This is a genomic window from Bradyrhizobium sp. BLXBL-01 (genome assembly GCF_051853025.1).
Classification (GTDB): domain Bacteria; phylum Pseudomonadota; class Alphaproteobacteria; order Rhizobiales; family Xanthobacteraceae; genus Bradyrhizobium.
Genome location: NZ_CP182471.1, coordinates 3,031,352 through 3,051,468 on the forward strand (window position 1 = coordinate 3,031,352; position 20,117 = coordinate 3,051,468).

Genomic DNA, 20,117 nt, shown 5'->3' on the forward strand with positions numbered 1-20,117 from the left:
GCTTTACTCCGTCGAATCGAAATCATCCTCCTTGGTGCCGAGCAGCGAGACGATGGTGCGCAGGCCGGAATCGAGCTGCTCGGGCGAGGGCGGGGCCAGCGCGAGCCGCACCGCATTCGGCGCATGACCGTGTGCGATCGCGAAGGTCGAGGACGGCGTCAGCGCGATGCCGCGCCTTGCTGCTGCGGCGACGAATGTCTGCGAGCGCCAGTGCGGCGGCAGCGTCAGCCAGAGATGATAGGAGCGCGGATCGGCGGCGAGCTGGTAGCCGGAGAGCAGCCTTGCGGCGGTCTGCTGGCGGCGCGCGGCATCGATGCGCTTCAGCCGGGTCAGCTCGGCGACGGTGCCGTCGGCCATCAGCCGCTGCCCGGCCGCGAGCGCATGGCCGGAGGCGATCCAGCCGCCGGTGCGCACCGCGCTCATCACACTCTCGCGCAGATGTGGCGGTGCGACGAGGATGCCGAGCGCGAGCCCCGGCGCGACCTTCTTGGACAGGCTGTCGAGCACGATGCAGCGGTCGGGGCCGAGCGCCGCCAGCGGCGTGTCGTCGGCGAGGAAGCCGTAGACGATGTCCTCGATGATGGTGAGATCGAGCTTCTCGGCGATGCGCATGATGTCGGCGCGCCGCGTCGCATTCATGGTGACGCCGAGCGGATTCTGAATGATGGGCTGCAGATACAGCGCCGACAAATGCGCCTCGCGATGGGCCTTCTGGATGGCGTCCGGCCGCGCGCCGAATTCGTCCATGGGGATCGGGACCAGCGTCACCCCGAGCCGCGCGGCGATGCTCTTGACGTAGGGATAGGTCAGCGCCTCGACGCCGCAGCGGCCGCCAGTGGGCACGAGCGCGGCAAGCGCGGCCGCGAGCGATTGCTTGCCGTTGGCGGTGAAGAAGATCTGCTCGGGCTGGGGCGCAAAATCCTTGCGCGCGAGATAGGCGGCAGCAGCCATGCGCGCGCTCTTGGTGCCGGTGCTGGTCGAAACCCGCAGCGCGGATTCCAGCGCATCGATGCGCTCGAGCCCGGCGAGGCTCTTGGCGATCATGGCCCATTGCTGCGGCAACAGCGGATAATTGACCTCGAGATTGATGCGCGCGTCGGCCGGCTCGCTCATGGTCTCGACTTCACGCCTGACGTCGCCGGAGATGAACGTGCCGCGCCCGACCTCGCCGACCACGAGGCCGCGGCGGAGCAATTCCGTATAAACGCGGCTCGCGGTCGAGACCGCGATGCCGCGGTCATAGGCAAAATTGCGCTGCGGCGGCAGCCGGTCGCCGGGCCTTAACGTGCCGTTAGTGATATCGGCCGCAATGGCATCGGCGAGCTTCACGTACTCGAACTTGGACATATTGCACCGAGAGCAATGTTTTGCTTGCTCCGAGGAGTGTACTGGAGCATTTAAGTTCCATCAAGTTCCGCGATTGAGCCGAGGGGAGCGAGAGCAATCCGACGGCAAATGAGGTGCAGGCGCCACAAGCGCCCGCGCCAACGGCACCTGCTTCGCCGCGCGGGACGAAAGGCCGGAGAAGAAGAATGACCACGATCTCGCAAACTGCCGGGCGGACTTTACGCCCAACCTCATCCAGCGGATTTTTCAGTGCCCTCGCCCTGCGCGTCACCGCGCTGTTCGACCGCCTCGAGCGCCGCTCCGCCGTCAAGACGCTGAACGAGCTCGACGACCGCGCCCTGCGCGACATCGGCATCACGCGCAGCCAAATCGAGGATGCCGTGTACGGGCAGTTCAAGGCCGAGCTGTCGCGGTATCTGTGATCTCCTTCGACTGCGCGTTCCTCGCGTGTCCCGGACGCGCTGCAGCGTGAAACGCTGCTGCGCAGAGCCGGGACCGAGCGACCGCACTCGCTGATGCATGGGCCCCGGCTCTGCAGCGCATCGTCGCACCGGACGATGCTTCGCATCGCCAGGGAGACGCTGCGCTGCGTCCGGGGCACGAGAGCGGTGCCTTCGTACACAGCTGCCCCAACGGCGTCATCGCGAGCGCAGCGAAGCAATCCAGAATCTTTCCGCAGAGGCAGTCTGGATTGCTTCGCTGCGCTCGCAATGACGGAGTGTGCTGCCCCTCAGTGCCTCACCACCAGTACCGAGCACTTGGCATAACGCACCACATGTCCGGCGTTGGAGCCGAGGAAATAGGTGCGCATCGCCGGCCGGTGCGAGGTCATCACGATCAAATCGGCCTTCATGTGCACGGCTTCCTCCAGGATCTCGTGATAGATGCCGCCCTGGCGCACCACGCTGGAAATGCGGGAAGGCTCGATGCCGGATTCGCGGGCGACGATGGCGAGGGCCTCCTCCGAGGTCTGGCGCTGCTGCTCGTCGAAATCGGCCGGAACGTATTCGGCCAGCATCACCGGCGTCATCGGCAGCACGTTGAGCAGGCGCACGGTGCCGCTCCAGGTCTGCGACAACGTCGCCGCGGTCGCGATCGCCGGCTTGGCGAGATCGGTGTCGGCGAGGTCGATGGGCACGAGGATGGACTTGAACATCTGCGCCTCCCTGTGAACCAGGCTGGATCAACCGGTCGAGACGGCGCCCGCGCGTCTCTAGCCCGATCGAAGCAGCTTGGGGCTGACGAACAGCACCAGCTTGCCGCGGCGGTAGGCCACGTCATCCCAATCCTTGACGTCAAAGTCGAAGATCGCAAGCCCCGCCGTGGGCAGGTTGTGGCCGAGTGCCTTGGCGCCATCAGGATCACCGCCGCCGATCAGCATCAGGGCGACCTCGTGCATGCCGGGATTGTGGCCGATCAGCAGCAACCGCATCGAATCGGCCGGGGCGGTTGCCGTGCGAATCGTTTCCAGGATCTGCGCGGGATCGGCGCCGTAGAGTTCCGGCAGGACCTCGACCTGCGGCGCCCGGACGCGGTCCTTCATTGCCTCCCAGGCGATGTCCCAGGTCTGCCGGGCCCGCACGGCATGGGACACCAATACAGTATCAGGGAAGGGCGGATGGGCGGCGATCCAGTCGCCCATCTGCGCGGCATCCTTGTGGCCGCGGTCGTCGAGCCGGCGGTCCTGGTCACGGCCGCTCGGTGCGTCCGTCTCGGTCTTGGCGTGACGCAGCAGCATCAAACGGCGCATGGCATTCTCGAATCGTTCCACGTCCAGGATAATCTACAGGCGCCGGTTGAGGACAAGGTGACAGGCGCCCGGTTGGTATGAAGCGCGCTGAGATTAGAACGAATCATCACCGCGCTTCAGGTTGTTATTTTGAGCATGATCTTACCGGAAAACCGCTGCACACTTTTCCGGATCATGCTCTAAGAAACGCTATGAGCGAGACTTTCACAAGCGTGTCCCAGGAAGAAGCCGGCTTTCGCGACCGCGTGCGGCTGTCGTTCGATCTCGATGCCGACATTTGTGTGATCGGGGCGGGGCTTGCCGGGCTTTCCATCGCGCTGGAAGCGGCCCGGCTCGGGGCCAGCGTCGCGGTGCTCGAGGGCCGGCATGTCGGCTGGAATGCCTCCGGCAACCAGCTCGGCACCGTGATGCCGGGCTTTGCGCTGCCGCTCGCGGACCTGATCGAGCGCATCGGCTTCGAGGACGCCCGCGAATTGTGGACGCTGTCGAAGCAGGGCGCCGAGTTCGTCCGGGCCAACGCCAGCGAAGAGAACATGCCGGGGATCGGCGTCAGCGACGGCGTGCTGGAGGTCTCCAACGTCGATGCCGGCGACCGGCTGATCAGCCGGTTGCAGATGCTGAACGAGGATTTCGACACCGAGGTCGAGGGCTGGCAGGTCGATCGCGTGCGCGGTGCGCTCAAGACCGACCGTTACTTCCACGGCGTGTATTATCCGAAAGCGTTCCAGGTCGACGGCCGGAAATATGTGCACGGCCTTGCGGCGATGGCGCGGCGGGCAGGCGCCCGCATCTTCGAGGACACGCCGGTCGTCAGCATCGATCATTCCGGCATCCGCAAGCGCATCGTCACGCCGTCGGCACGGCTGCGCGCGAGCCACATCGTGCTCGCAGGCAACATTCATCTCGGCGCGCCGTTGAAGCGCCTGTCGGAGACGCTGCTGCCGGTCTGGCGCTATGCCGGCATCACCGCGCCGCTCGGCGAGCGCCTGCACGAGATCATCGCCTTCAAGGGATCGGTGATGGATTCCGACGGTGTCGACCATTTCCGGATCGTCGACGGCGACCGGCTGATGTGGGAGAGCCCGGAGACCACCTGGGCCGCGCGTCCGCAGCGCTTCGCCGGCGCCGTCAGGCGGCGGATCCGGACGATCTTTCCCGAGCTCGGCAATGTCGAGATCACCGACATGTTCGGCGGCGCCACCGGCCAGACCGTGCACGGCATGCCGCAGATCGGCCAGCTGCGTAAAGGCCTGTGGGTGGCGAGCGGGTTCGGCCGCCAGGGGATGAACACCTCGGCCATGGCCGGACAGATGATCGCGCGGAGCATCTTGTGGGGCGATGAGCGCTGGAAGTTGTTCTCGCCGTTCGAGCTGGTCTGGGCGGGCGGTGCCACGGGGCGCGTCGCGGGCCAGCTGGTCGGGATCTGGGGCAGGGCGAGCTCCGCCGCCGCAGGTGCGCTCGCCCGCTATCGCGAGCGCGCCAGGGTCAAGGACAGGGAACGCGAGGCCCGCCTCGCCGAAGCCAACCGCGCGGCCGGCACCGGCCCGCGCCGTGCGCCGCCCGGCGTGCGGCCGCGGCCGGCGCCATCGCCGAAAGCTGCGGTCGGGGCCGCGGAACCGGTCGTGCAGGACGACCGCGTCTCGCAATAAGTTGAGCGAAATTCCGCCCCAACGTGTAACGTCGGCCTCAGAAGCCCGTATCTCAGGGCGTGGACTTCCCGCGCACGGAGAATGACATGCTTGACCGCCGCATCCTGCTCACGACTGTCGCCGGCCTGTTCGGCCTTACGGCCTTCCGCTGGCTGAGAGGAACACCTGCCGAGGCCGGCGAGAAGGCCGCGCAAAAGTTCGAGATCACGAAGACGGAGGCCGAATGGCGGGCCCAGCTCACGCCGCAGCAATATGAGATCCTGCGCAACCACGGCACCGAGCGGCCCGGCTCCAGCCCGCTCTTGAAGGAGCACCGCAAGGGCATCTTCGCCTGCGCCGGCTGCGACCTGCCGCTGTTTGCGTCCGAGACCAAGTTCGAGAGCGGCACGGGCTGGCCGAGCTTCTATGCGCCGATCGAGGGCAATGTCGGCAAGACCGAGGACCGTACCTACGGCATGGTCCGTACCGAGGTGCATTGCCGGCGCTGCGGCGGCCATCTCGGCCATGTCTTCGACGACGGCCCGAAGCCGACCGGATTGCGCTATTGCATCGATGGTTTCGGGCTGGTCTTCCACCCGGCCGCGGCGTCGGCGACGTAAGGGAGTCCCGGCAATTGTTGCCGGTCCCGGCAAATGTGCCCCGGTCATCGGGCCGGGGCCTTTTCATTAAGTCATTGATTTCCTGAAGATACCAGCATTGGCATAGGCCTTGCGACGTCTCTTTCCGATTGCGGCCATGGTCGACCGGCCGCCGAGATCGGATTTGGAGACAAAGTTATGGGTATCTTCGATGCAATGAACACCTCGGTGGGTGGCCTGCAGGCGCAGTCCTTCGCGCTGCAGAACATTTCCGGCAACATCGCGAACTCATCCACCACCGGTTACAAGGGCATCGGCACCAGCTTCGTCGACCTCATTCCGGACTCCTCGGTCCCAAGCAAGCAGGTCGCAGGCGGCGTGACGGCCAACGCCAAGGCCACCATCACCACGCAGGGCACGATCTCGTCCTCCAGCGTCGCCACCAACATGGCGATCACCGGCGACGGCTTCTTCTCGATCCAGAAGGCGAGCGGCGTGGTCGACAATGTGCCTGTCTTCACCGGCGTCACCTACTACACGCGGCGTGGCGACTTCCAGCTCAATGCCAATGGCAACCTGGTCAACGGCGCCGGCTATTACCTGATGGGCGTCACGGTCGACCCGAAGACCGGCAACCCGACCGGCAGCGTGGCGAACGTCCTGCAATTCCAGAACAACTTCATTCCGGCGCAGGCGACCACCTCGATCCAGTACGCGGCCAACCTGCCGACCCAGCCGAACACGGTGGCGAAAACCACCGCCGCGACCGGCACGCTGCTGGCGGCCGGTGGCTTGAACCCGTCCGATTTCGCAGCCAACCCGCTGCCGGTCGGCACGCCGCCGGCGCCCTATACCAACGCAACGGTGTCAGGCGCGGCTGCAACCGGCAACATCCGCTCGGCCTACACGTCGACGACGGCAACGGGCACGGTGGCGCTCCAGAACAATTCGTCCGCCGTGGCTTCCACCACCACCTCGCTCGACAACACGGTCGGCACCCATCTTGCTTCCAGCATCCTCACCGCGCTGAGCGGGCAGGTGCTGACCGTCAATGGCAACACCGTCACCTTCAACGGCGGCACGACCGTCTCGACGGTCGGCAACAACACCACGATCGGTCTCGGCGCGGGCACGACGGCCACGGTGGCGGACATCCTGAACGCGATCCAGACCGCCGGCGGCGCCGGCGTCACCGCCTCGCTCAATGCCAGCGGCAACATCCAGATCGCGACCGGCACCGGCACCGACGTCGCAGTCGGCAGCGGCACGGCCGCCACCGCGCTCGGCATCAGCAGCGTGACGCGTGGCGGCAACGTGCTGTCCTCGCCGGCGATCTCAGGTGCGACGGTGCTGAGCGGCAGCGCGACGGCCGGCGGCGCCCAGGTGCTCACATCCGGCTTCTCCGCCGGCGACACCATCACCGTCAATGGCCAGACACTGACCTTCGTATCGCCGCCGACGGTGCCCAGCGCCACTCAGATACTCACCACCGACAACGTCACGACCTTGCTCGGCAAGATCGACGCGCTCTCCGGCGCTTCGGGGTCGTCGGTCAGCAGCGGCGGCGTGATCACGCTGAACACCGGCACCGTCTCCAACCTTTCGGTGTCCAGCTCCAACAGTGCTGCCTTCTCCGCGCTCGGCTTCACCTCGACCATCACCAAGAACCGCGACGGTGGCGGCACCGCCGGCACCGGCGGCGTGATCGGTAACGACATCGGCACCTTCACCAAGGAATCGATCAGCGGCGGCGCCGTGACGGCCTACAACGCCGCCGGCACGCCGGTGAACCTGCAATTGCGCTGGGCCAAGACCGACAGTGCCTCGCTGGGCGCGGGCCATTCGGATAGCTGGAACCTGTTCTACCAGACCGACCCGAACGCCACCGGCACCACGGTCGGCTGGGTCAACACCGGCCAGACCTTCACCTTCGCCGCCGACGGCTCGCTGACCTCGCCGAGCGGCTCGGGCATTACGATCAACAACGTCACGGTCAGCGGCCAGTCGCTCGGCTCGGTCGCCTTCAACATCTCCTCGGGCGGGCTGACGCAATATGCCAGCACCAGCGGCGCGGTGACCATCAACACCATCACCCAGAACGGCTATTCCGCCGGTCAGCTGCGCTCGGTCGCCGTCAACAACAATGGCGTCGTGGTCGGGACCTTCTCCAACGGCCAGAACCTCAACCTCGCCCAGGTGCAGCTGTCGCATTTCAACGGCACCAACTACCTCAAGGCGATGGACGGCGGCGCTTATGCCGCGACCGAACAGTCGGGAGACGCCATCGACGGCGCCTCGGGCACCATCAGCGGCTCGTCGCTGGAGGGCTCCAACACCGACATCGCCGACGAATTCACCAAGCTGATCGTGACCCAGCAGGCCTATTCGGCCAACACCAAGGTGATCACGACCGCGAATTCGATGGTGCAGGATCTCCTCAACGTGTTGCGCTGATCGGCGCGTGACGTAACCAAAGGCGGGCCAGTGATATGGGTTTGAGTTCAGCCCTCGCCAGTGCGATGAGCGGTCTGCGCGCCAACCAGGCCGCGCTCTCGATCGTCTCCTCGAACGTCGCCAATGCGCAGACGCCGGGTTACGTCGTCCAGACGCCGAACCAGATCGAGGTCACCACCGGCGATTTCGGCTCGACGGCGATGACGACCGGCGTCAGCCGCGAGCTCGACGCCTATGTGCTGAACCAGCTGCGCACCGAGACCGGCGGCAGCGGTTACGCCGACCAGATGGCCAACATCCTGAAGCAGCTTCAGAATGTCTATGGCACGCCCGGCAACAGCGGCACGCTCGAAGCCGCGCTGAACAAATTCACCACGGCGCTGCAGGCGCTGTCGACCAGCTCGGGGGCGTCGTCGGCGCAAACCGTCGCGCTCGGTGCGGCGCAGGCGCTTGCGACGCAGCTCAACGTCACCACCAAGGGCATCCAGTCGCTGCGCTCCAACGTCGAGCAGGACCTCGGCAACTCGGCACGGGCCGCCAACGCGGCGATGCAGCAGATCGCCGACATCAACACCAAGCTCCAGGGCCTGTCGCCCAATGATCCCTCGGCCGCCACGCTGATGGACCAGCGTGACCAGGCCATCAACACGCTGTCGAAATATGTCGACGTCCGCGTCACCACCGACGGCTCGAACCAGACCAACATCTATACCACGACCGGCATTCAGCTGGTCGGCGCGGGGCTCGCCTCGGAGTTCTCCTTTGCCTCGGCCGGCGCGCTGTCGGCGACCTCGCTCTACAACATCGACCCCACCAAGTCCGGCGTCGGCGCGCTCAACATCAAGCTGCCGAACGGCTCGCAAGTGGACGTTGTCGCCAACAACGTGGTTTCGTCGGGGCAGATTGCGGCCGATCTGAAGCTGCGCGACGAGACGCTGGTGCAGGCGCAGAACCAGATCGACCAGCTCGCCGCCACGATGGCGAGCGCATTGTCCGACAAGACCACGGCCGGCAGCACCGTCTCCGGCCCGCCGGCCGGTTTCGACCTGGAGCTTGCCGGCGCGCTGCCGGGCAACACCGTCAACATCACCTACACCGACACGGCCACCAACACGCAGCGCCAGATCACGCTGGTCAACGTGACCGACCCGGCGGCGCTGCCGCTCCAGAACGCGACGAACGCCAACCCGATGCGGATCGGCGTCAACTTCGCCGGCGGCATGAATGCGATCGCGTCCGCGCTGAACACTGCGCTGTCAGGCACGCATCTGTCGTTCTCCGCAGCCCCGTCACCGGCGACCGCGACGACGTTGCGGGTGACCGACGACAACACCGGCCTTGCCAAGGTCAACTCGGCCTCGACCACCAAGACGATCTCGTCGCTGACCTCGGGCAATCCGCAGCTGCCGCTGTTCACCGACGGCGGGCAGGCGCTCTACACCGGCGCGATCACGGCATCGGGCTCGCAGATGACCGGCCTTGCCGGCCGCATCGCCGTCAACACGCAGCTGGTCGCCGACCCGACCAGGATGTCGGTCTACAACACCTCGCCGGTGACGCCCGCGGGCGACACCACGCGTTCGGACTATCTCTATTCGCAGCTCACCAGTACGGTGTTCTCCTATTCGCCGCAGAGCGGCCTCGGCTCGGCGACCCAGCCCTTCACCGGCAGCGTCTCGAACTTCCTCCAGCAGTTCCTAAGCGTGCAGGCCAACGCCGCGACCCAGGCGACCCAGCTCCAGCAGGGCCAGAGCGTGGTGGTCTCGACGCTTCAGGCCAAGTTCGACTCGACCTCCAAGGTCAATCTGGACGCGGAGATGTCGAACCTGATCCAGCTGCAGAACGCCTACGCCGCCAACGCCCACGTCATGTCGGTGGTGCAGAGCATGATGAACACGTTGATCCAGGCTCAATTGTAAGCAGTAACAGGGCTCTGAAACATGTCGATCAGCAGCATCAACTACTCCTCGTCGGTTCTCGGCGCGCAGATCCGCAACATCAATCAGCAGCTCACCGATTTGTCGACGCAGCTTTCGACCGGCAAGCTGTCGCAGAACTATTCCGGCATGGGCACCAACGAGGGCTTTGCCATCGCGGGACGCGCGCAGCTCTCCAACATCGCCGCCTATACCGACACGATCACCAACGTCAACGTCAGCATCAACCTCGCCAACACCGCGCTGCAATCGCTGACCAAGATCCGCAGCACGGTGCAGACGGGTTCGGCCAACACCGCGCAGGATCTCAACGTCAACGGCCAGACGATTGCGCAGAACACCGCGGCGGCCCAGTTCGGCTCGATGGTCGGCGTCCTCAACACGCAGACCGGCAACCGCTATCTGTTCTCCGGAACAGCCGTCAACACCCAGTCGGTGGCCAATGCCGGCGACATCATCAACGGCACCACGACACAGGCCGGCTTCAAGACCGTCATGGCCGAGCGCCAGGCCGCGGACTTAGGGGCCAGCGGCATGGGCCGCCTGGTGCAGACGCAGCCGACGGCAAGCTCGGTGCAGGTGTCGGAAGACGTCGCCGGATCGCCGTTCGGCCTCAAGATCAAGGCGGTGTCCTCGACGCTGACTGGCGCGACCGTCACCGGCCCGAGCGGCTCGCCGGTGTCGTTCTCGGTCGATCTCAATGGCGTCAATCCGAACAACGGCGACAAGCTCAGCATTCAGTTCACCCTGCCGGACGGCACGACCGAGCAGATCGACCTGACGGCGTCCTCGGCGACGCCGACGCCGCTCGGCAGCTTCGCGATCGATGCGAGCACGCCCGTCAACCCGAACAACACCGCCGCGAACCTCAACACGGCGCTGAACACCGCGATTCAGAAACTCGCCAACACTTCGCTGGTGGCGGCATCGGCGGTCGTCGCGGGCGACAACTTCTTCAACACTGCGAGCTCTGCGATCGGGACCCCCGTCAACAACCAGGCGGCGCCGGCGGCCCCGGTCACCGGCGCGACGGCGTTATCGGGCGCGAGCCCCTCGGACTCGATTTCGCCGGGCTTCGTCGCGGGCGATACCATCACCGTCAACGGCACCACGCTGACCTTCGTGGCCTCGGGCGCGACCGGCAACCAGCTCAACGTCACCGACAGCATCCAGGCCCTGCTGACCAAGATCGACGCGGTCACCGGAACATCAAAGCCCTCGACGGTCCACGGCGGCTCGATCACGATCAATACCGACGATGCGGCGAGCCTCAACATCACGACGTCGAACACCGGCGCGCTGAGCGCGCTCGGGTTCGCCGCGACGCCGGTGACCGCCACGCAGCCGCCGCTGCGTGTCGGCTCCTCGCCGGCGAGCTCGGCGACCACGCTGGTGAACGGCTCGGCCAATACGGTGAAATGGTATTTGGGCAATGACGGGCCCGGCTCGCCGCGCTCGACCGCGATGGCGCGGGTCGACGATGCCGTGACGGTGCAATATGGCGCCCAGGCGAATGAGGATGCGATCCGCCGCCAATTGCAGGCAATCGCGGTGTTCGGCACCTTCTCGACCTCGCCGACGGGACAATATTCGGGCGGGCAGGTCTCGGCGCTGAGTCTGCGGGTGACCCAGGCGCTGACCCAGCAGCCCGGACAGCAGCGCATCGAGGACATCCAGACCGACATCGCGATGGCCCAGAACACGATGAAGGACGCGAGCACGCGCCAGACCCAGGCCAAGGCGCAGCTCCAGACCATCATCGACCAGGCGGAATCGGCTTCCCCCGACCAGGTCGCGAGCGAGATCCTGGCGCTGCAGAACGCCCTGCAGGCGTCCTACCAGGTGACCTCGAACCTGGCGCAGCTCTCGCTCGTCAAGTTCCTGTAAGGAGGCGTTAACACGCCGTTAACCAGGCCTGTTTACCTCTTGGTGAGGATTGCAGCGGGGGCTGAGCGGTCGATGTCGGACAAGATGCAGCTGGTGGTCGCGACGCCTTGCTTCGGCGGGCAGGTATCGAGCATCTATGCGAGCTCGATCTTCGCTTTGCAGCGGGCCGTGCACGGCATGTCCAATCTCGAGCTCAAGGTTCTCCTGCGCGACGGCGACGCGCTGATCACGCGGGCGCGGGCCAACCTGGTCGCGATGTTCCTGGATGATCCCAAGGCGACGCATTTCCTGTTCATCGATGCCGATATCGGCTTCAAGCCGGAGCAGGTGTTCCGGCTGATCGAATGCGGCGCGGATGTCGTCGCCGGCTGCTATCCGATCAAGCGGGTCAACTGGGACAAGGCCGCGCGTGCGATCCAGTCGGGTCGGGCCGACGTGCCGGCGGCCTCGCTCGACTACGTGCTCGAGATCGAGGACCCCGACCGCATCGTGGTGGTCAACGGATTCACCCGCGTGCGCTATGCCGGCACCGGCTTCCTGATGATCCGGCGTCATGTCCTGGAAGCGATGTGCCGCCACCCGGACTACGCGAACCTTCGGTTCTTCCGAGAGCATTCGCATGATGCGCTGGCGGCGAGCCAGAACCGGTTCGCGCTGTTCGAATGCATGATCGATCCGGCGACCGGCACGTATCTGTCCGAGGACTTCGCCTTCTGCAAGCGCTGGACCGACATCGGCGGCGAGATCTGGGCCGACATTCAGAGCCCGCTCGACCACGTCGGGCCGTCGGTGTTCCACGGCGACATCGCCTCGCAATTCACAGCCGCGCCTGCGGCGGCGGCCGATGCCGCGGCGTGAGCCCTTCGGGATGAGCGGCGGCGCATCCGCTCGGTCGGAGATGCAACGCGCCGCCGCTGGCGGTTCGCGCTATCGCCTGCGCGATCTCTTCACGCCCCTCGACACGCTGCTCGTGTCCGGCGGAGATCCGCGCCTGGCGCTCGATCCCAGCGATCGAGCCAACGCCTATGGCTGCGCGGCTTCACCGGAGCCGGAGGTCTGGAATTTCGCCTCCTCGACTGCCTCGACGATCTCGCAGGCGGCCTATGACCGCGCCGCGCTGGCGCGCGAGGAGCTGATGCACAAGTGCCTGTTCGACGAGGTCGAGGTCGCTTTCGATGCACGCTGCGAGGACCTGCGCGACGAGCTGCGCGGCCATCTCCAGCTCTCGCCGCGCGTCGATGTGGTGTTCTCGCCGTCCGGCACGGACTCCCAGCTTCACGCCCTGTTCCTGGCGCGCACCATGCTCGGCGCGCGGCCGGTGACGATCGTGGTCGGCGCCGACCAGACCGGGAGCGGCACGACCCATACCGCGCGTGGACATCATTTCAGCGGCCTGACGGCGAGCGGCTTTGCGGTTCGCAAGGACGCCGCGGTGGCGGGGCTGGCCGGCGCCAGCATCTCGCTGCCGTTGCGCGCGCCGGGGGCCGGGATCGCGATGCGCACGGACGCCGATGAGGCGGTGCTGCATGCGGTCGAGGCCACCATCGCGCAAGGCGCGCCCGTGCTGCTCCAGATCATGGATTCCTCGAAGCTCGGATGGCGTGCACCGAGCGCGGCCTGCCTCGACGAGATCGCGCGGCGCTGGCCGCGCAAGGTCCAGATCGTCGTCGACGCCTGCCAGGCCAGGCTCGGCCGCCGGCGGCTGCGCTCTTATCTCGACCGCGGCTATATGGTGCTGATCACCGGCTCCAAATTCTTCGGCGGACCTGCCTTCAGCGGTGCGTTGCTGGTGCCGAAGGGCCTGTCGCGGTCGCTCGACCGCATCGAGGGGATCGCGCCTGGAATCTTCGATTACGCTGGCCGCTGCGATTGGCCGATGGCCTGGATGGCGCTGCGTTCGCGCTTCGAGCGCCGCCCGAATTTCGGTCAATGGCTGCGCTGGGAGGCGGCGCTGGCCGAGATCGGCAGCTACTACGCTGTGCCCGGCGCTTTCCGCGCCGGGATGCTCGCCGAGCTCGCTGCCGGCATCGACAGCATGATCGCATTGTCGCCGTCGTTGCGCTCTGTTCCAGCCGCGACCGACGTGGCCGGCATCGACGATGAGGAATTCGTGCAACCCACCATCTTTCCGTTCACGCTGCTGCGCGACGGCAAGCCGGTTTCTATTGCCGAGACCACGGGCGTTCACCGCGCGCTGGCGCGTGACGTCAGCGCAGAGATCAGCGGCAGCGCGGAGGACCGTCAGGTCGCCGCACAGCGCTGCCTGATCGGCCAGCCGGTGCGACTGGAGCGGCAGGACGAGACGCCGCAGGCGGTGCTGCGCCTCTGCGTCGGCGCGCGGCTCGTGATCGAGGCCTGGTCGCCGGACAGGGCGGAGACGCAACGCAACGTGCAGCACCTCCTCGACCAGATCGCCCACGTCCTGGTGAAGATCGAGCTGCTGCTCGCCGGTGGCGCAGCCGCTTCCGTGCCGGTAAAGTCCGCGTTCGAGGTGTGAGATGCAGCATCCGGTTTCAGCGCCGATCGGCCTGACCGCGGCGAACTATGCCGACCGCATCGGCTTTGCGCAACTGACGCGCCGGGCCTTCGAAGGCGTCGATCTGCATCCGTTGCGCGACCAGCTCGTCGCGCGCATCGCAGCAGGGACTGCGCTGGCGGGCGAGGGACTGGACCTGTCGTTGATCACCCAGCTCCTGGGCGACAAGGATCGCGGGCTTGCGATCCAGTCCGAGGTGCTGGCCTTCCATCAATTGTTCCGAACGCCTAGCGCCGCCGCGAAGCCGGGCCTGCGCCTGCTCGCGCTTGCGGCCGATATCGACATGGGCGGCAACACGCCGATCGATTTCCTGCTCGAAGGCTCCGACATCGAGCTGTTGACTCTCTATGTGATCAAGGGCGTCGGTTTGCCCGAGACCTTGCCGGAGCACGACGCGGCCATCGTGGTCGCGTCCGATTCCGAGGAATGCCGCGAGGCGCTCGCGCTGATCGAAGGGGCCGCACCGCACTGGCCGCGGCCGCTGCTCAATCGCCCCGATCGCATCGGCAATCTCGATCGCGACAAGCTTTATCGGCTGCTGACGGACGTGCCCGGCCTCGACATTCCCGCGACGATTCACGCAACGCGGACGCAATTGTCGGACCTTGCGCAGGGGCGGATCGCATGCGCCGACATCGCAGGCGAGTTGCACTTTCCGATGATCGCGCGGCCGCGCGGCTCGCATGCCGGCGTCGGGCTCGCGAAGCTCGACGATGCGGCGGCGCTCGTGGCCTATCTCGCCGAACGGAAGGAGCAGGATTTCTTCGTCGCACGCTTCGTCGATTATGTGAGCCCCGACGGGCTCTACCGCAAATATCGCCTCGCCATGGTCGACGGCAAGCCCTACGCCTGCCACATGGCGATCGCCGATCGTTGGGACATCTGGTATCTCAACGCCTACATGGCCTTCAGCGAAGAAAAGCGGGCCGAGGAAGCCGTCTTCATGCGCGACTTCGACCATGCCTTCGGCGCGCGCCACAGCAACGCGCTCGAGGAGATGAGCCGGCGCGTCGGCCTCGATTATTTCATCGTCGATTGCGCCGAGAACGCGAACGGCGAGCTCTTGGTGTTCGAGGCCGACAACACCGCCGTCGTGCACAACATGGATTCGCCGGTCGTGTTTCCCTACAAGCCGCCGCAGATGCGCAAGATCTTTGCCGCGTTCGCGGCGATGCTGTCGCGGCATGCGAAGGCTGGCACGGAGAGCGCAGCATGAACGAGATCATCCGCAACGCGCAAGGCTCCGTCGCGAATACCTCGCTCGATCCGCAGGACTGGAGCGAGTTTCGCACGCTGGCCCACCGCATGCTGGACGAGACGATCGACGGCATCGCCAACGTTCGTGCGCGCCCCGTCTGGCGGCCGATTCCCGATGACGTCCGCGCGGCATTCAGAGCGGACGTGCCGCGCGAGGCGAGCGATCTTGCCGAGGTCTATCGCGAATTCTCCGAGCATGTCGCGCCCTATGCGACCGGCAACGTCCATCCCGGCTTCATGGGCTGGGTGCATGGCGGCGGTACCGCGGTCGGCATGCTCGCGGAGATGCTCGCCGCCGGCCTCAATGCCAATCTCGGCGGACGCGACCACATGCCGATCGAGGTCGAGCGCCAGATCGTGGAGTGGATGCGTTGCCTGTTCCTCTTTCCCGAGAGCGCGAGCGGCATCTTCGTCACGGGCACGTCGATGGCCAATCTGATGGCCGTGCTGGTGGCGCGCACCACCGCGCTCGGCACGCTGGCGCGGCAGCACGGCATCGGCAATGACGGTGCGCTGCTCACGGCCTATACGTCGCAGGCAGCGCATGGCTGCATAGCGAGGGCGACGGACATCGCCGGGCTCGGCACGGATGCACTGCGCAAGATCGCCGTCGATGCCGATCATCGCATCGACGTTGCGGCATTGCGCGCACAGATCGCCGTCGATCGCGAGGTCGGCTTCAAGCCGTTCCTGGTGGCCGCATCCGCCGGCACGGTCGATATCGGTGCGATCGACGATCTCAGGGCGATCGCGGAGCTGTGCCGAGAGGAAGGAATCTGGTTTCACGTCGACGGCGCTTTCGGTGCGCTCGCGATCCTGGCGCCGGAGCTTGCGCCGCTGCTCGGCGGCATCGAGCTTGCGGATTCCATCGCACTCGACTTCCACAAATGGGGGCAGGTGCCGTACGACGCAGGCTTCCTGCTGGTGCGCGACGGCGAACAGCATCGGCAGGCCTTTGCGCAGCCGGCTGCCTATCTGAGCCGCGAGGCGAGGGGGCTTGCGGCGGGCGCGGTCTGGCCCTGCGATCTCGGTCCCGATCTGTCGCGCGGCTTCCGGGCGTTGAAGACGTGGTTCACGCTGAAGACGTTCGGCACCGACCGGCTGGGTGCGGCGGTGGCGCGGAGCTGTGCGCTCGCAAAGTATCTGGAGACGCGTGTGCTGGCCGAACCGCGGCTGGAATTGCTGGCGCGGGTCAATCTCAACATCGTCTGCTTCCGCTATCGCAGCGGCGATGCTGTCAATCGCGAGATTGTTGCCGACATCCAGGAGTCCGGCATCGCCGCGCCATCGAGCACGACGCTGGACGGAAAGCTCGCGATCCGCGCGGCGATCGTCAATCACCGCACCGAGGAGGCGGACATCGATGCGCTGGTTGCGGCCGTGCTGCAGTTCGGTGGACAGCGGAGCGGCGGAGTGATCGAGGTCGATGCGCCGCCGCTCGCAGCGCAATAGCTTGACGAACGCCTGAAAACGACAACGGCCCCGGAGGCGATCCGGGGCCGTTGTCGTTGGCGCGAACGCCCGTATCAGGCGGCGGCGGTGCTGACGTCGTCCTTGTCCGCTGCCGCCTTGGGATGCGTGGCCTCGAACTGGTTGCGCAGCTTCTCCTCATAGGCGATCAGCTTGCGGGCTTCCTTCAGCGCCCGGTAAAGGTCGCCGTTCAGGATGTTGTTGTTGATGCCTTCGATGATCGGCCAGGAGCTCGGCACCGCCGTGACGATGTCCCGCACCAGGTTGAAATAGGTGCCGTGCTGGGTCTGCGGATCCGGGGAGATGTACATGAGCTGGACCGCCAGATAGACGAGCTTGGCGGGCGTGTCGGCGGTCTCCGGCGTGAGGATGTCGCGTTCGCGCAGGATCGGCACGTTCTCGCCATCGATCAGCAGGCGGGCCCGCTGGTCCGTGTTGGTGATCACGGAATTGCCGACGATGATGCGTTCGTGCGGTTTGAGCTCGACCTTGAGGGCCATTCCTGTTCTCCATCAACGCTTTCGTAACCGAGCGTTCGTTGCGGCCTGTCAGGTCGTGATTCTCGCTCGCAACTAGTTAACGAGCTGTAAATTCGAGCTATTCCCGCCAAAAAGCTGAATGCTTTCAATAGCGGGATTGGTGCGGGGTTGCCGCCATGCGCACCGCTTCCGGGACCGAATCACGCGTGACCGGGCAAAAGCGCGAGTTTCATTTCATGTTTCGTTAGAGGTCTCGGCGGCACGGTCCGCCGTCGCTGGGTCCATCGCGATCCAAGCAGACGTGTAACAGTAGCGTCGTTTACCAGAAAGGTAACAGAGTCATGTCCGGTATCGTCCTCTCCGCATCGGTTCGTCAGAACCTGCTCTCCCTCCAGTCCACCGCTGACCTCCTCGCCACCACGCAGAACCGTCTGTCGACCGGCAAGAGCGTCAACTCGGCCCTGGACAATCCCACCAACTTCTTCACCGCCCAGTCGCTCGACAACCGCGCCAGCGACATCAACAACCTGCTCGACGGCATCGCCAACGGCGTGCAGGTGCTGCAGGCTGCCAACACCGGCATCACCTCGCTGCAGAAGCTGATCGACAGCGCGAAGTCGATCGCCAACCAGGCGCTGCAGACCACCGTCGGCTATTCCACAAAGTCCAACGTGTCCGCCACCATCTCCGGTGCGACGGCGGCCGACCTGCGCGGCACGACCTCCTATGCGAGCGCCACGGCGAGCAGCAACGTCGTGTATAGCGGCGCGGCCGGCGGCACCACCGCGGCGACCGGCACCACGACGCTCGGCGCTACCATCGGCTCGTTCACGGGTACGGCGGGAACGGCCGGCGACGGCACCACGGCCTTGACCGGCGCCATCACCCTGATCGCCACCAACGGCACGACTGCAACGGGCCTCGCCAGCAACGCCCAGCCCGCCGACGGCGACACGCTGACCGTCAACGGCAAGACCATCACCTTCCGCAGCGGTTCTGCTCCGGCCTCGACCGCCGTTCCGACCGGCTCGGGCGTCAGCGGCAATCTCGTCACCGACGGCAATGGCAACACCACGGTCTATCTCGGCACCGCCGGCACCCCGGCTGCGACCGTGAGCGATCTCTTGACCGCGGTCGATCTGGCCAGCGGCGTCAAGACGGTGTCCATCAGCTCGGGTGCTGCGACGATCGCGACCAGCGTCAACCAGACCGCTTCGAGCGTTGGTGCGGGCGCCGTCACGCTGAAGAGCTCGACGGGTGCGGACCTGAGCGTCACCGGCAAGGCCGACCTGCTCAAGGCGCTCGGCCTGACCACCTCGGTGGGCGGCGGCAACGCCACCGTGAGCGTCAACCGGACCACGAGCTCAACCTCGCTCGGTGCGACGATCACCGACGGCTCGACGCTGAACGTCAACGGCCACGTCATCTCCTTCAAGAACGCGCCGATCCCGGGCTCGACCGGTGCTCCGAGCGTTCCGACCGGTTATGGTGCCAGCGGTAACGTCCTCACCGACGGCAACGGCAACTCGACGGTCTATCTGCAGGGCGGCACGATCAACGACGTGCTGAAGGCGATCGACCTCGCTACTGGCGTGCAGACCGCGACGGTCAATGCCAACGGCACCGCGACGCTCGCGACCGCCTCCGGCCAGACCAACTCGTCGATCAACGCCTCCGGCCTGCTCAAGATCTCGACCGGCGTCAATGCCGACCTGTCGATCACCGGCACCGGCAACGCGCTGAACGCGCTCGGCCTCGCCGGCAACACCGGCACGGCGACCGCCTTCACGGCGGCGCGCACCTCCGGCATCGGCGGCATCAGCGGCAAGACCTTGACCTTCTCCTCCTTCAACGGCGGCACGGCGGTCAACGTCACCTTCGGCGACGGCACCAACGGCACCGTCAAGACGCTCGATCAGCTCAACACCAAGCTGCAGGCCAACAACCTGACGGCGACAATCGACGCCAACGGCCTGCTGACGATCTCGACCACCAACGACTACGCGTCCTCGACCATCGGTTCGAGCGCCGCAGGTGGTGCGATCGGCGGCACGCTGACCTCGTCGCTCACGTTCTCGACGGCTTCCACCCCCGTCCAGGATACGGTTGCCCAGACGGCGCGTGCGAACCTGGTCAATCAGTACAACAACATCCTGAACCAGATCGACACGACCGCGCAGGACTCCTCGTTCAACGGCGTCAACCTGTTGAACGGCGACCAGCTCAAGCTGGTGTTCGACGAGACCGGCAAGTCGAACCTCAGCATCACCGGCGTGACCTACAACTCCAAGGGTCTTGGCCTCGCCGCGCTGACCAGCGGTGTCGACTTTATCGACAACGCTGCCACCAACAAGGTGCTGACCAACCTGAACGCCGCGTCGAGCACGCTGCGCTCGGAAGCCTCGAGCCTCGGCTCGAACCTCTCGGTGGTGCAGGTCCGTCAGGACTTCAACAAGAGCCTGATCAACGTGCTGCAGACCGGCTCGTCCAACCTGACGCTGGCCGACACCAACACCGAAGCGGCCAACAGCCAGGCGCTGTCGACCCGCCAGTCCATCGCCGTCTCCGCGCTGTCGCTGGCCAACCAGTCGCAGCAGAGCGTGCTGCAGCTGCTCCGCTAACAAAGCGGACGACATCGCAAGCAAGATCCGGCGGCGGGGCTTCGAGCCCCGCCGCTTTCTTTTTGCGCCGGCATCTAAAGTGCTGCCCGGCGGGGTCGAAAGGGTGCATTCGATGCAGTCAATCGCTCACTCTCAGTTATGGTTGACAAGTA

General features: G+C 66.0%; 15 protein-coding genes. 11 read left to right on the forward strand and 4 right to left on the reverse strand.

What is annotated here, in order from left to right:
• Positions 1-3: 3 nt before the first annotated feature.
• Positions 4-1,347: a PLP-dependent aminotransferase family protein gene (locus tag ACNJYA_RS13740; RefSeq protein WP_212260275.1), complete on the reverse strand. Its 1,344-nt coding sequence runs from the start codon at positions 1,345-1,347 to the stop codon at positions 4-6.
• A gap of 185 nt (positions 1,348-1,532) precedes the next feature.
• On the opposite strand from ACNJYA_RS13740, the gene ACNJYA_RS13745 reads away from it, so the two are divergent.
• Entirely contained in the window at positions 1,533-1,769 is a 237-nt protein-coding gene (locus ACNJYA_RS13745) for a DUF1127 domain-containing protein (protein WP_260379936.1), read from the forward strand.
• Positions 1,770-2,077: 308 nt separating this feature from the next.
• On the opposite strand, the gene ACNJYA_RS13750 is transcribed toward ACNJYA_RS13745, so the two are convergent.
• Both ACNJYA_RS13750 and ACNJYA_RS13755 read right to left on the reverse strand, forming a co-directional pair.
• A complete protein-coding gene (locus ACNJYA_RS13750; RefSeq protein WP_130218328.1) occupies positions 2,078-2,503 on the reverse strand; it encodes a universal stress protein in 426 nt (141 codons plus the stop codon).
• A 57-nt stretch (positions 2,504-2,560) separates the two neighbouring features.
• Positions 2,561-3,097: a SixA phosphatase family protein gene (locus ACNJYA_RS13755; RefSeq protein WP_439366629.1), complete on the reverse strand. Its 537-nt coding sequence runs from the start codon at positions 3,095-3,097 to the stop codon at positions 2,561-2,563.
• 191 nt (positions 3,098-3,288) lie between these two features.
• Here ACNJYA_RS13755 and ACNJYA_RS13760 point away from each other — a divergent pair, with 191 nt between their 5' ends.
• The 9 genes from ACNJYA_RS13760 to ACNJYA_RS13800 all read left to right on the forward strand — a co-directional run bounded on the left by ACNJYA_RS13760 (position 3,289) and on the right by ACNJYA_RS13800 (position 16,847).
• Complete coding sequence (locus ACNJYA_RS13760) at positions 3,289-4,746, forward strand: FAD-dependent oxidoreductase (RefSeq protein ID WP_439403104.1); 1,458 nt, start codon at positions 3,289-3,291, stop codon at positions 4,744-4,746.
• Positions 4,747-4,832: 86 nt separating this feature from the next.
• Positions 4,833-5,345, forward strand: coding sequence for a peptide-methionine (R)-S-oxide reductase MsrB (msrB, locus tag ACNJYA_RS13765; protein WP_172785248.1), 513 nt, complete (start codon positions 4,833-4,835; stop codon positions 5,343-5,345).
• 177 nt (positions 5,346-5,522) lie between these two features.
• Positions 5,523-7,778, forward strand: a complete 2,256-nt coding sequence (locus ACNJYA_RS13770; RefSeq protein WP_172785247.1) for a flagellar hook-basal body complex protein — start codon at positions 5,523-5,525, stop codon at positions 7,776-7,778.
• A gap of 35 nt (positions 7,779-7,813) precedes the next feature.
• A complete protein-coding gene (gene flgK / locus ACNJYA_RS13775) occupies positions 7,814-9,697 on the forward strand; it encodes a flagellar hook-associated protein FlgK (protein WP_439366632.1) in 1,884 nt (627 codons plus the stop codon).
• A gap of 21 nt (positions 9,698-9,718) precedes the next feature.
• Positions 9,719-11,602 carry a flagellar protein gene (locus tag ACNJYA_RS13780; RefSeq protein ID WP_439403105.1) on the forward strand — a complete coding sequence of 628 codons (1,884 nt, stop codon included), beginning with the start codon at positions 9,719-9,721 and terminating at the stop codon, positions 11,600-11,602.
• Positions 11,603-11,674: 72 nt separating this feature from the next.
• Positions 11,675-12,460: a hypothetical protein gene (locus ACNJYA_RS13785; RefSeq protein ID WP_212260287.1), complete on the forward strand. Its 786-nt coding sequence runs from the start codon at positions 11,675-11,677 to the stop codon at positions 12,458-12,460.
• Positions 12,461-12,470: 10 nt separating this feature from the next.
• On the forward strand, positions 12,471-14,099 hold the full coding sequence (locus tag ACNJYA_RS13790; protein ID WP_439366634.1) for a hypothetical protein: 1,629 nt from the start codon (positions 12,471-12,473) through the stop codon (positions 14,097-14,099).
• A gap of 1 nt (position 14,100) precedes the next feature.
• Positions 14,101-15,354, forward strand: a complete 1,254-nt coding sequence (locus tag ACNJYA_RS13795) for an ATP-grasp domain-containing protein (RefSeq protein ID WP_439366635.1) — start codon at positions 14,101-14,103, stop codon at positions 15,352-15,354.
• Complete coding sequence (locus ACNJYA_RS13800; RefSeq protein WP_439366636.1) at positions 15,351-16,847, forward strand: pyridoxal phosphate-dependent decarboxylase family protein; 1,497 nt, start codon at positions 15,351-15,353, stop codon at positions 16,845-16,847. Before ACNJYA_RS13795 ends, ACNJYA_RS13800 begins: the two co-directional genes overlap by 4 nt.
• Before the next feature lie 74 nt (positions 16,848-16,921).
• Here the strand turns inward: ACNJYA_RS13800 and flbT are convergent, their stop codons facing one another.
• Positions 16,922-17,365 (reverse strand): flagellar biosynthesis repressor FlbT, encoded by a 444-nt coding sequence (gene flbT, locus ACNJYA_RS13805; protein WP_172785241.1) that lies wholly within the window; start codon positions 17,363-17,365, stop codon positions 16,922-16,924.
• Positions 17,366-17,685: 320 nt separating this feature from the next.
• On the opposite strand from flbT, the gene ACNJYA_RS13810 reads away from it, so the two are divergent.
• Positions 17,686-19,965 carry a DUF1522 domain-containing protein gene (locus tag ACNJYA_RS13810; protein ID WP_260379928.1) on the forward strand — a complete coding sequence of 760 codons (2,280 nt, stop codon included), beginning with the start codon at positions 17,686-17,688 and terminating at the stop codon, positions 19,963-19,965.
• Positions 19,966-20,117 lie beyond the last annotated feature (152 nt).

Excerpts from the sequence above, each read along its gene's own strand:
- ACNJYA_RS13745 (WP_260379936.1), top strand. The coding sequence starts at position 1,533 with ATGACCACGATCTCGCAAACTGCCGGGCGGACTTTACGCCCAACCTCA.
- flgK (WP_439366632.1), top strand. The coding sequence starts at position 7,814 with ATGGGTTTGAGTTCAGCCCTCGCCAGTGCGATGAGCGGTCTGCGCGCC.
- ACNJYA_RS13785 (WP_212260287.1), top strand. The coding sequence starts at position 11,675 with ATGTCGGACAAGATGCAGCTGGTGGTCGCGACGCCTTGCTTCGGCGGG.
- ACNJYA_RS13740 (WP_212260275.1), bottom strand. The coding sequence starts at position 1,347 with ATGTCCAAGTTCGAGTACGTGAAGCTCGCCGATGCCATTGCGGCCGAT.
- flbT (WP_172785241.1), bottom strand. The coding sequence starts at position 17,365 with ATGGCCCTCAAGGTCGAGCTCAAACCGCACGAACGCATCATCGTCGGC.
- ACNJYA_RS13795 (WP_439366635.1), top strand. The coding sequence starts at position 14,101 with ATGCAGCATCCGGTTTCAGCGCCGATCGGCCTGACCGCGGCGAACTAT.
- ACNJYA_RS13790 (WP_439366634.1), top strand. The coding sequence starts at position 12,471 with ATGAGCGGCGGCGCATCCGCTCGGTCGGAGATGCAACGCGCCGCCGCT.
- ACNJYA_RS13760 (WP_439403104.1), top strand. The coding sequence starts at position 3,289 with ATGAGCGAGACTTTCACAAGCGTGTCCCAGGAAGAAGCCGGCTTTCGC.
- ACNJYA_RS13800 (WP_439366636.1), top strand. The coding sequence starts at position 15,351 with ATGAACGAGATCATCCGCAACGCGCAAGGCTCCGTCGCGAATACCTCG.
- ACNJYA_RS13780 (WP_439403105.1), top strand. The coding sequence starts at position 9,719 with ATGTCGATCAGCAGCATCAACTACTCCTCGTCGGTTCTCGGCGCGCAG.
- ACNJYA_RS13770 (WP_172785247.1), top strand. The coding sequence starts at position 5,523 with ATGGGTATCTTCGATGCAATGAACACCTCGGTGGGTGGCCTGCAGGCG.
- ACNJYA_RS13750 (WP_130218328.1), bottom strand. The coding sequence starts at position 2,503 with ATGTTCAAGTCCATCCTCGTGCCCATCGACCTCGCCGACACCGATCTC.
- ACNJYA_RS13810 (WP_260379928.1), top strand. The coding sequence starts at position 17,686 with ATGTCCGGTATCGTCCTCTCCGCATCGGTTCGTCAGAACCTGCTCTCC.
- ACNJYA_RS13755 (WP_439366629.1), bottom strand. The coding sequence starts at position 3,097 with ATGCGCCGTTTGATGCTGCTGCGTCACGCCAAGACCGAGACGGACGCA.
- msrB (WP_172785248.1), top strand. The coding sequence starts at position 4,833 with ATGCTTGACCGCCGCATCCTGCTCACGACTGTCGCCGGCCTGTTCGGC.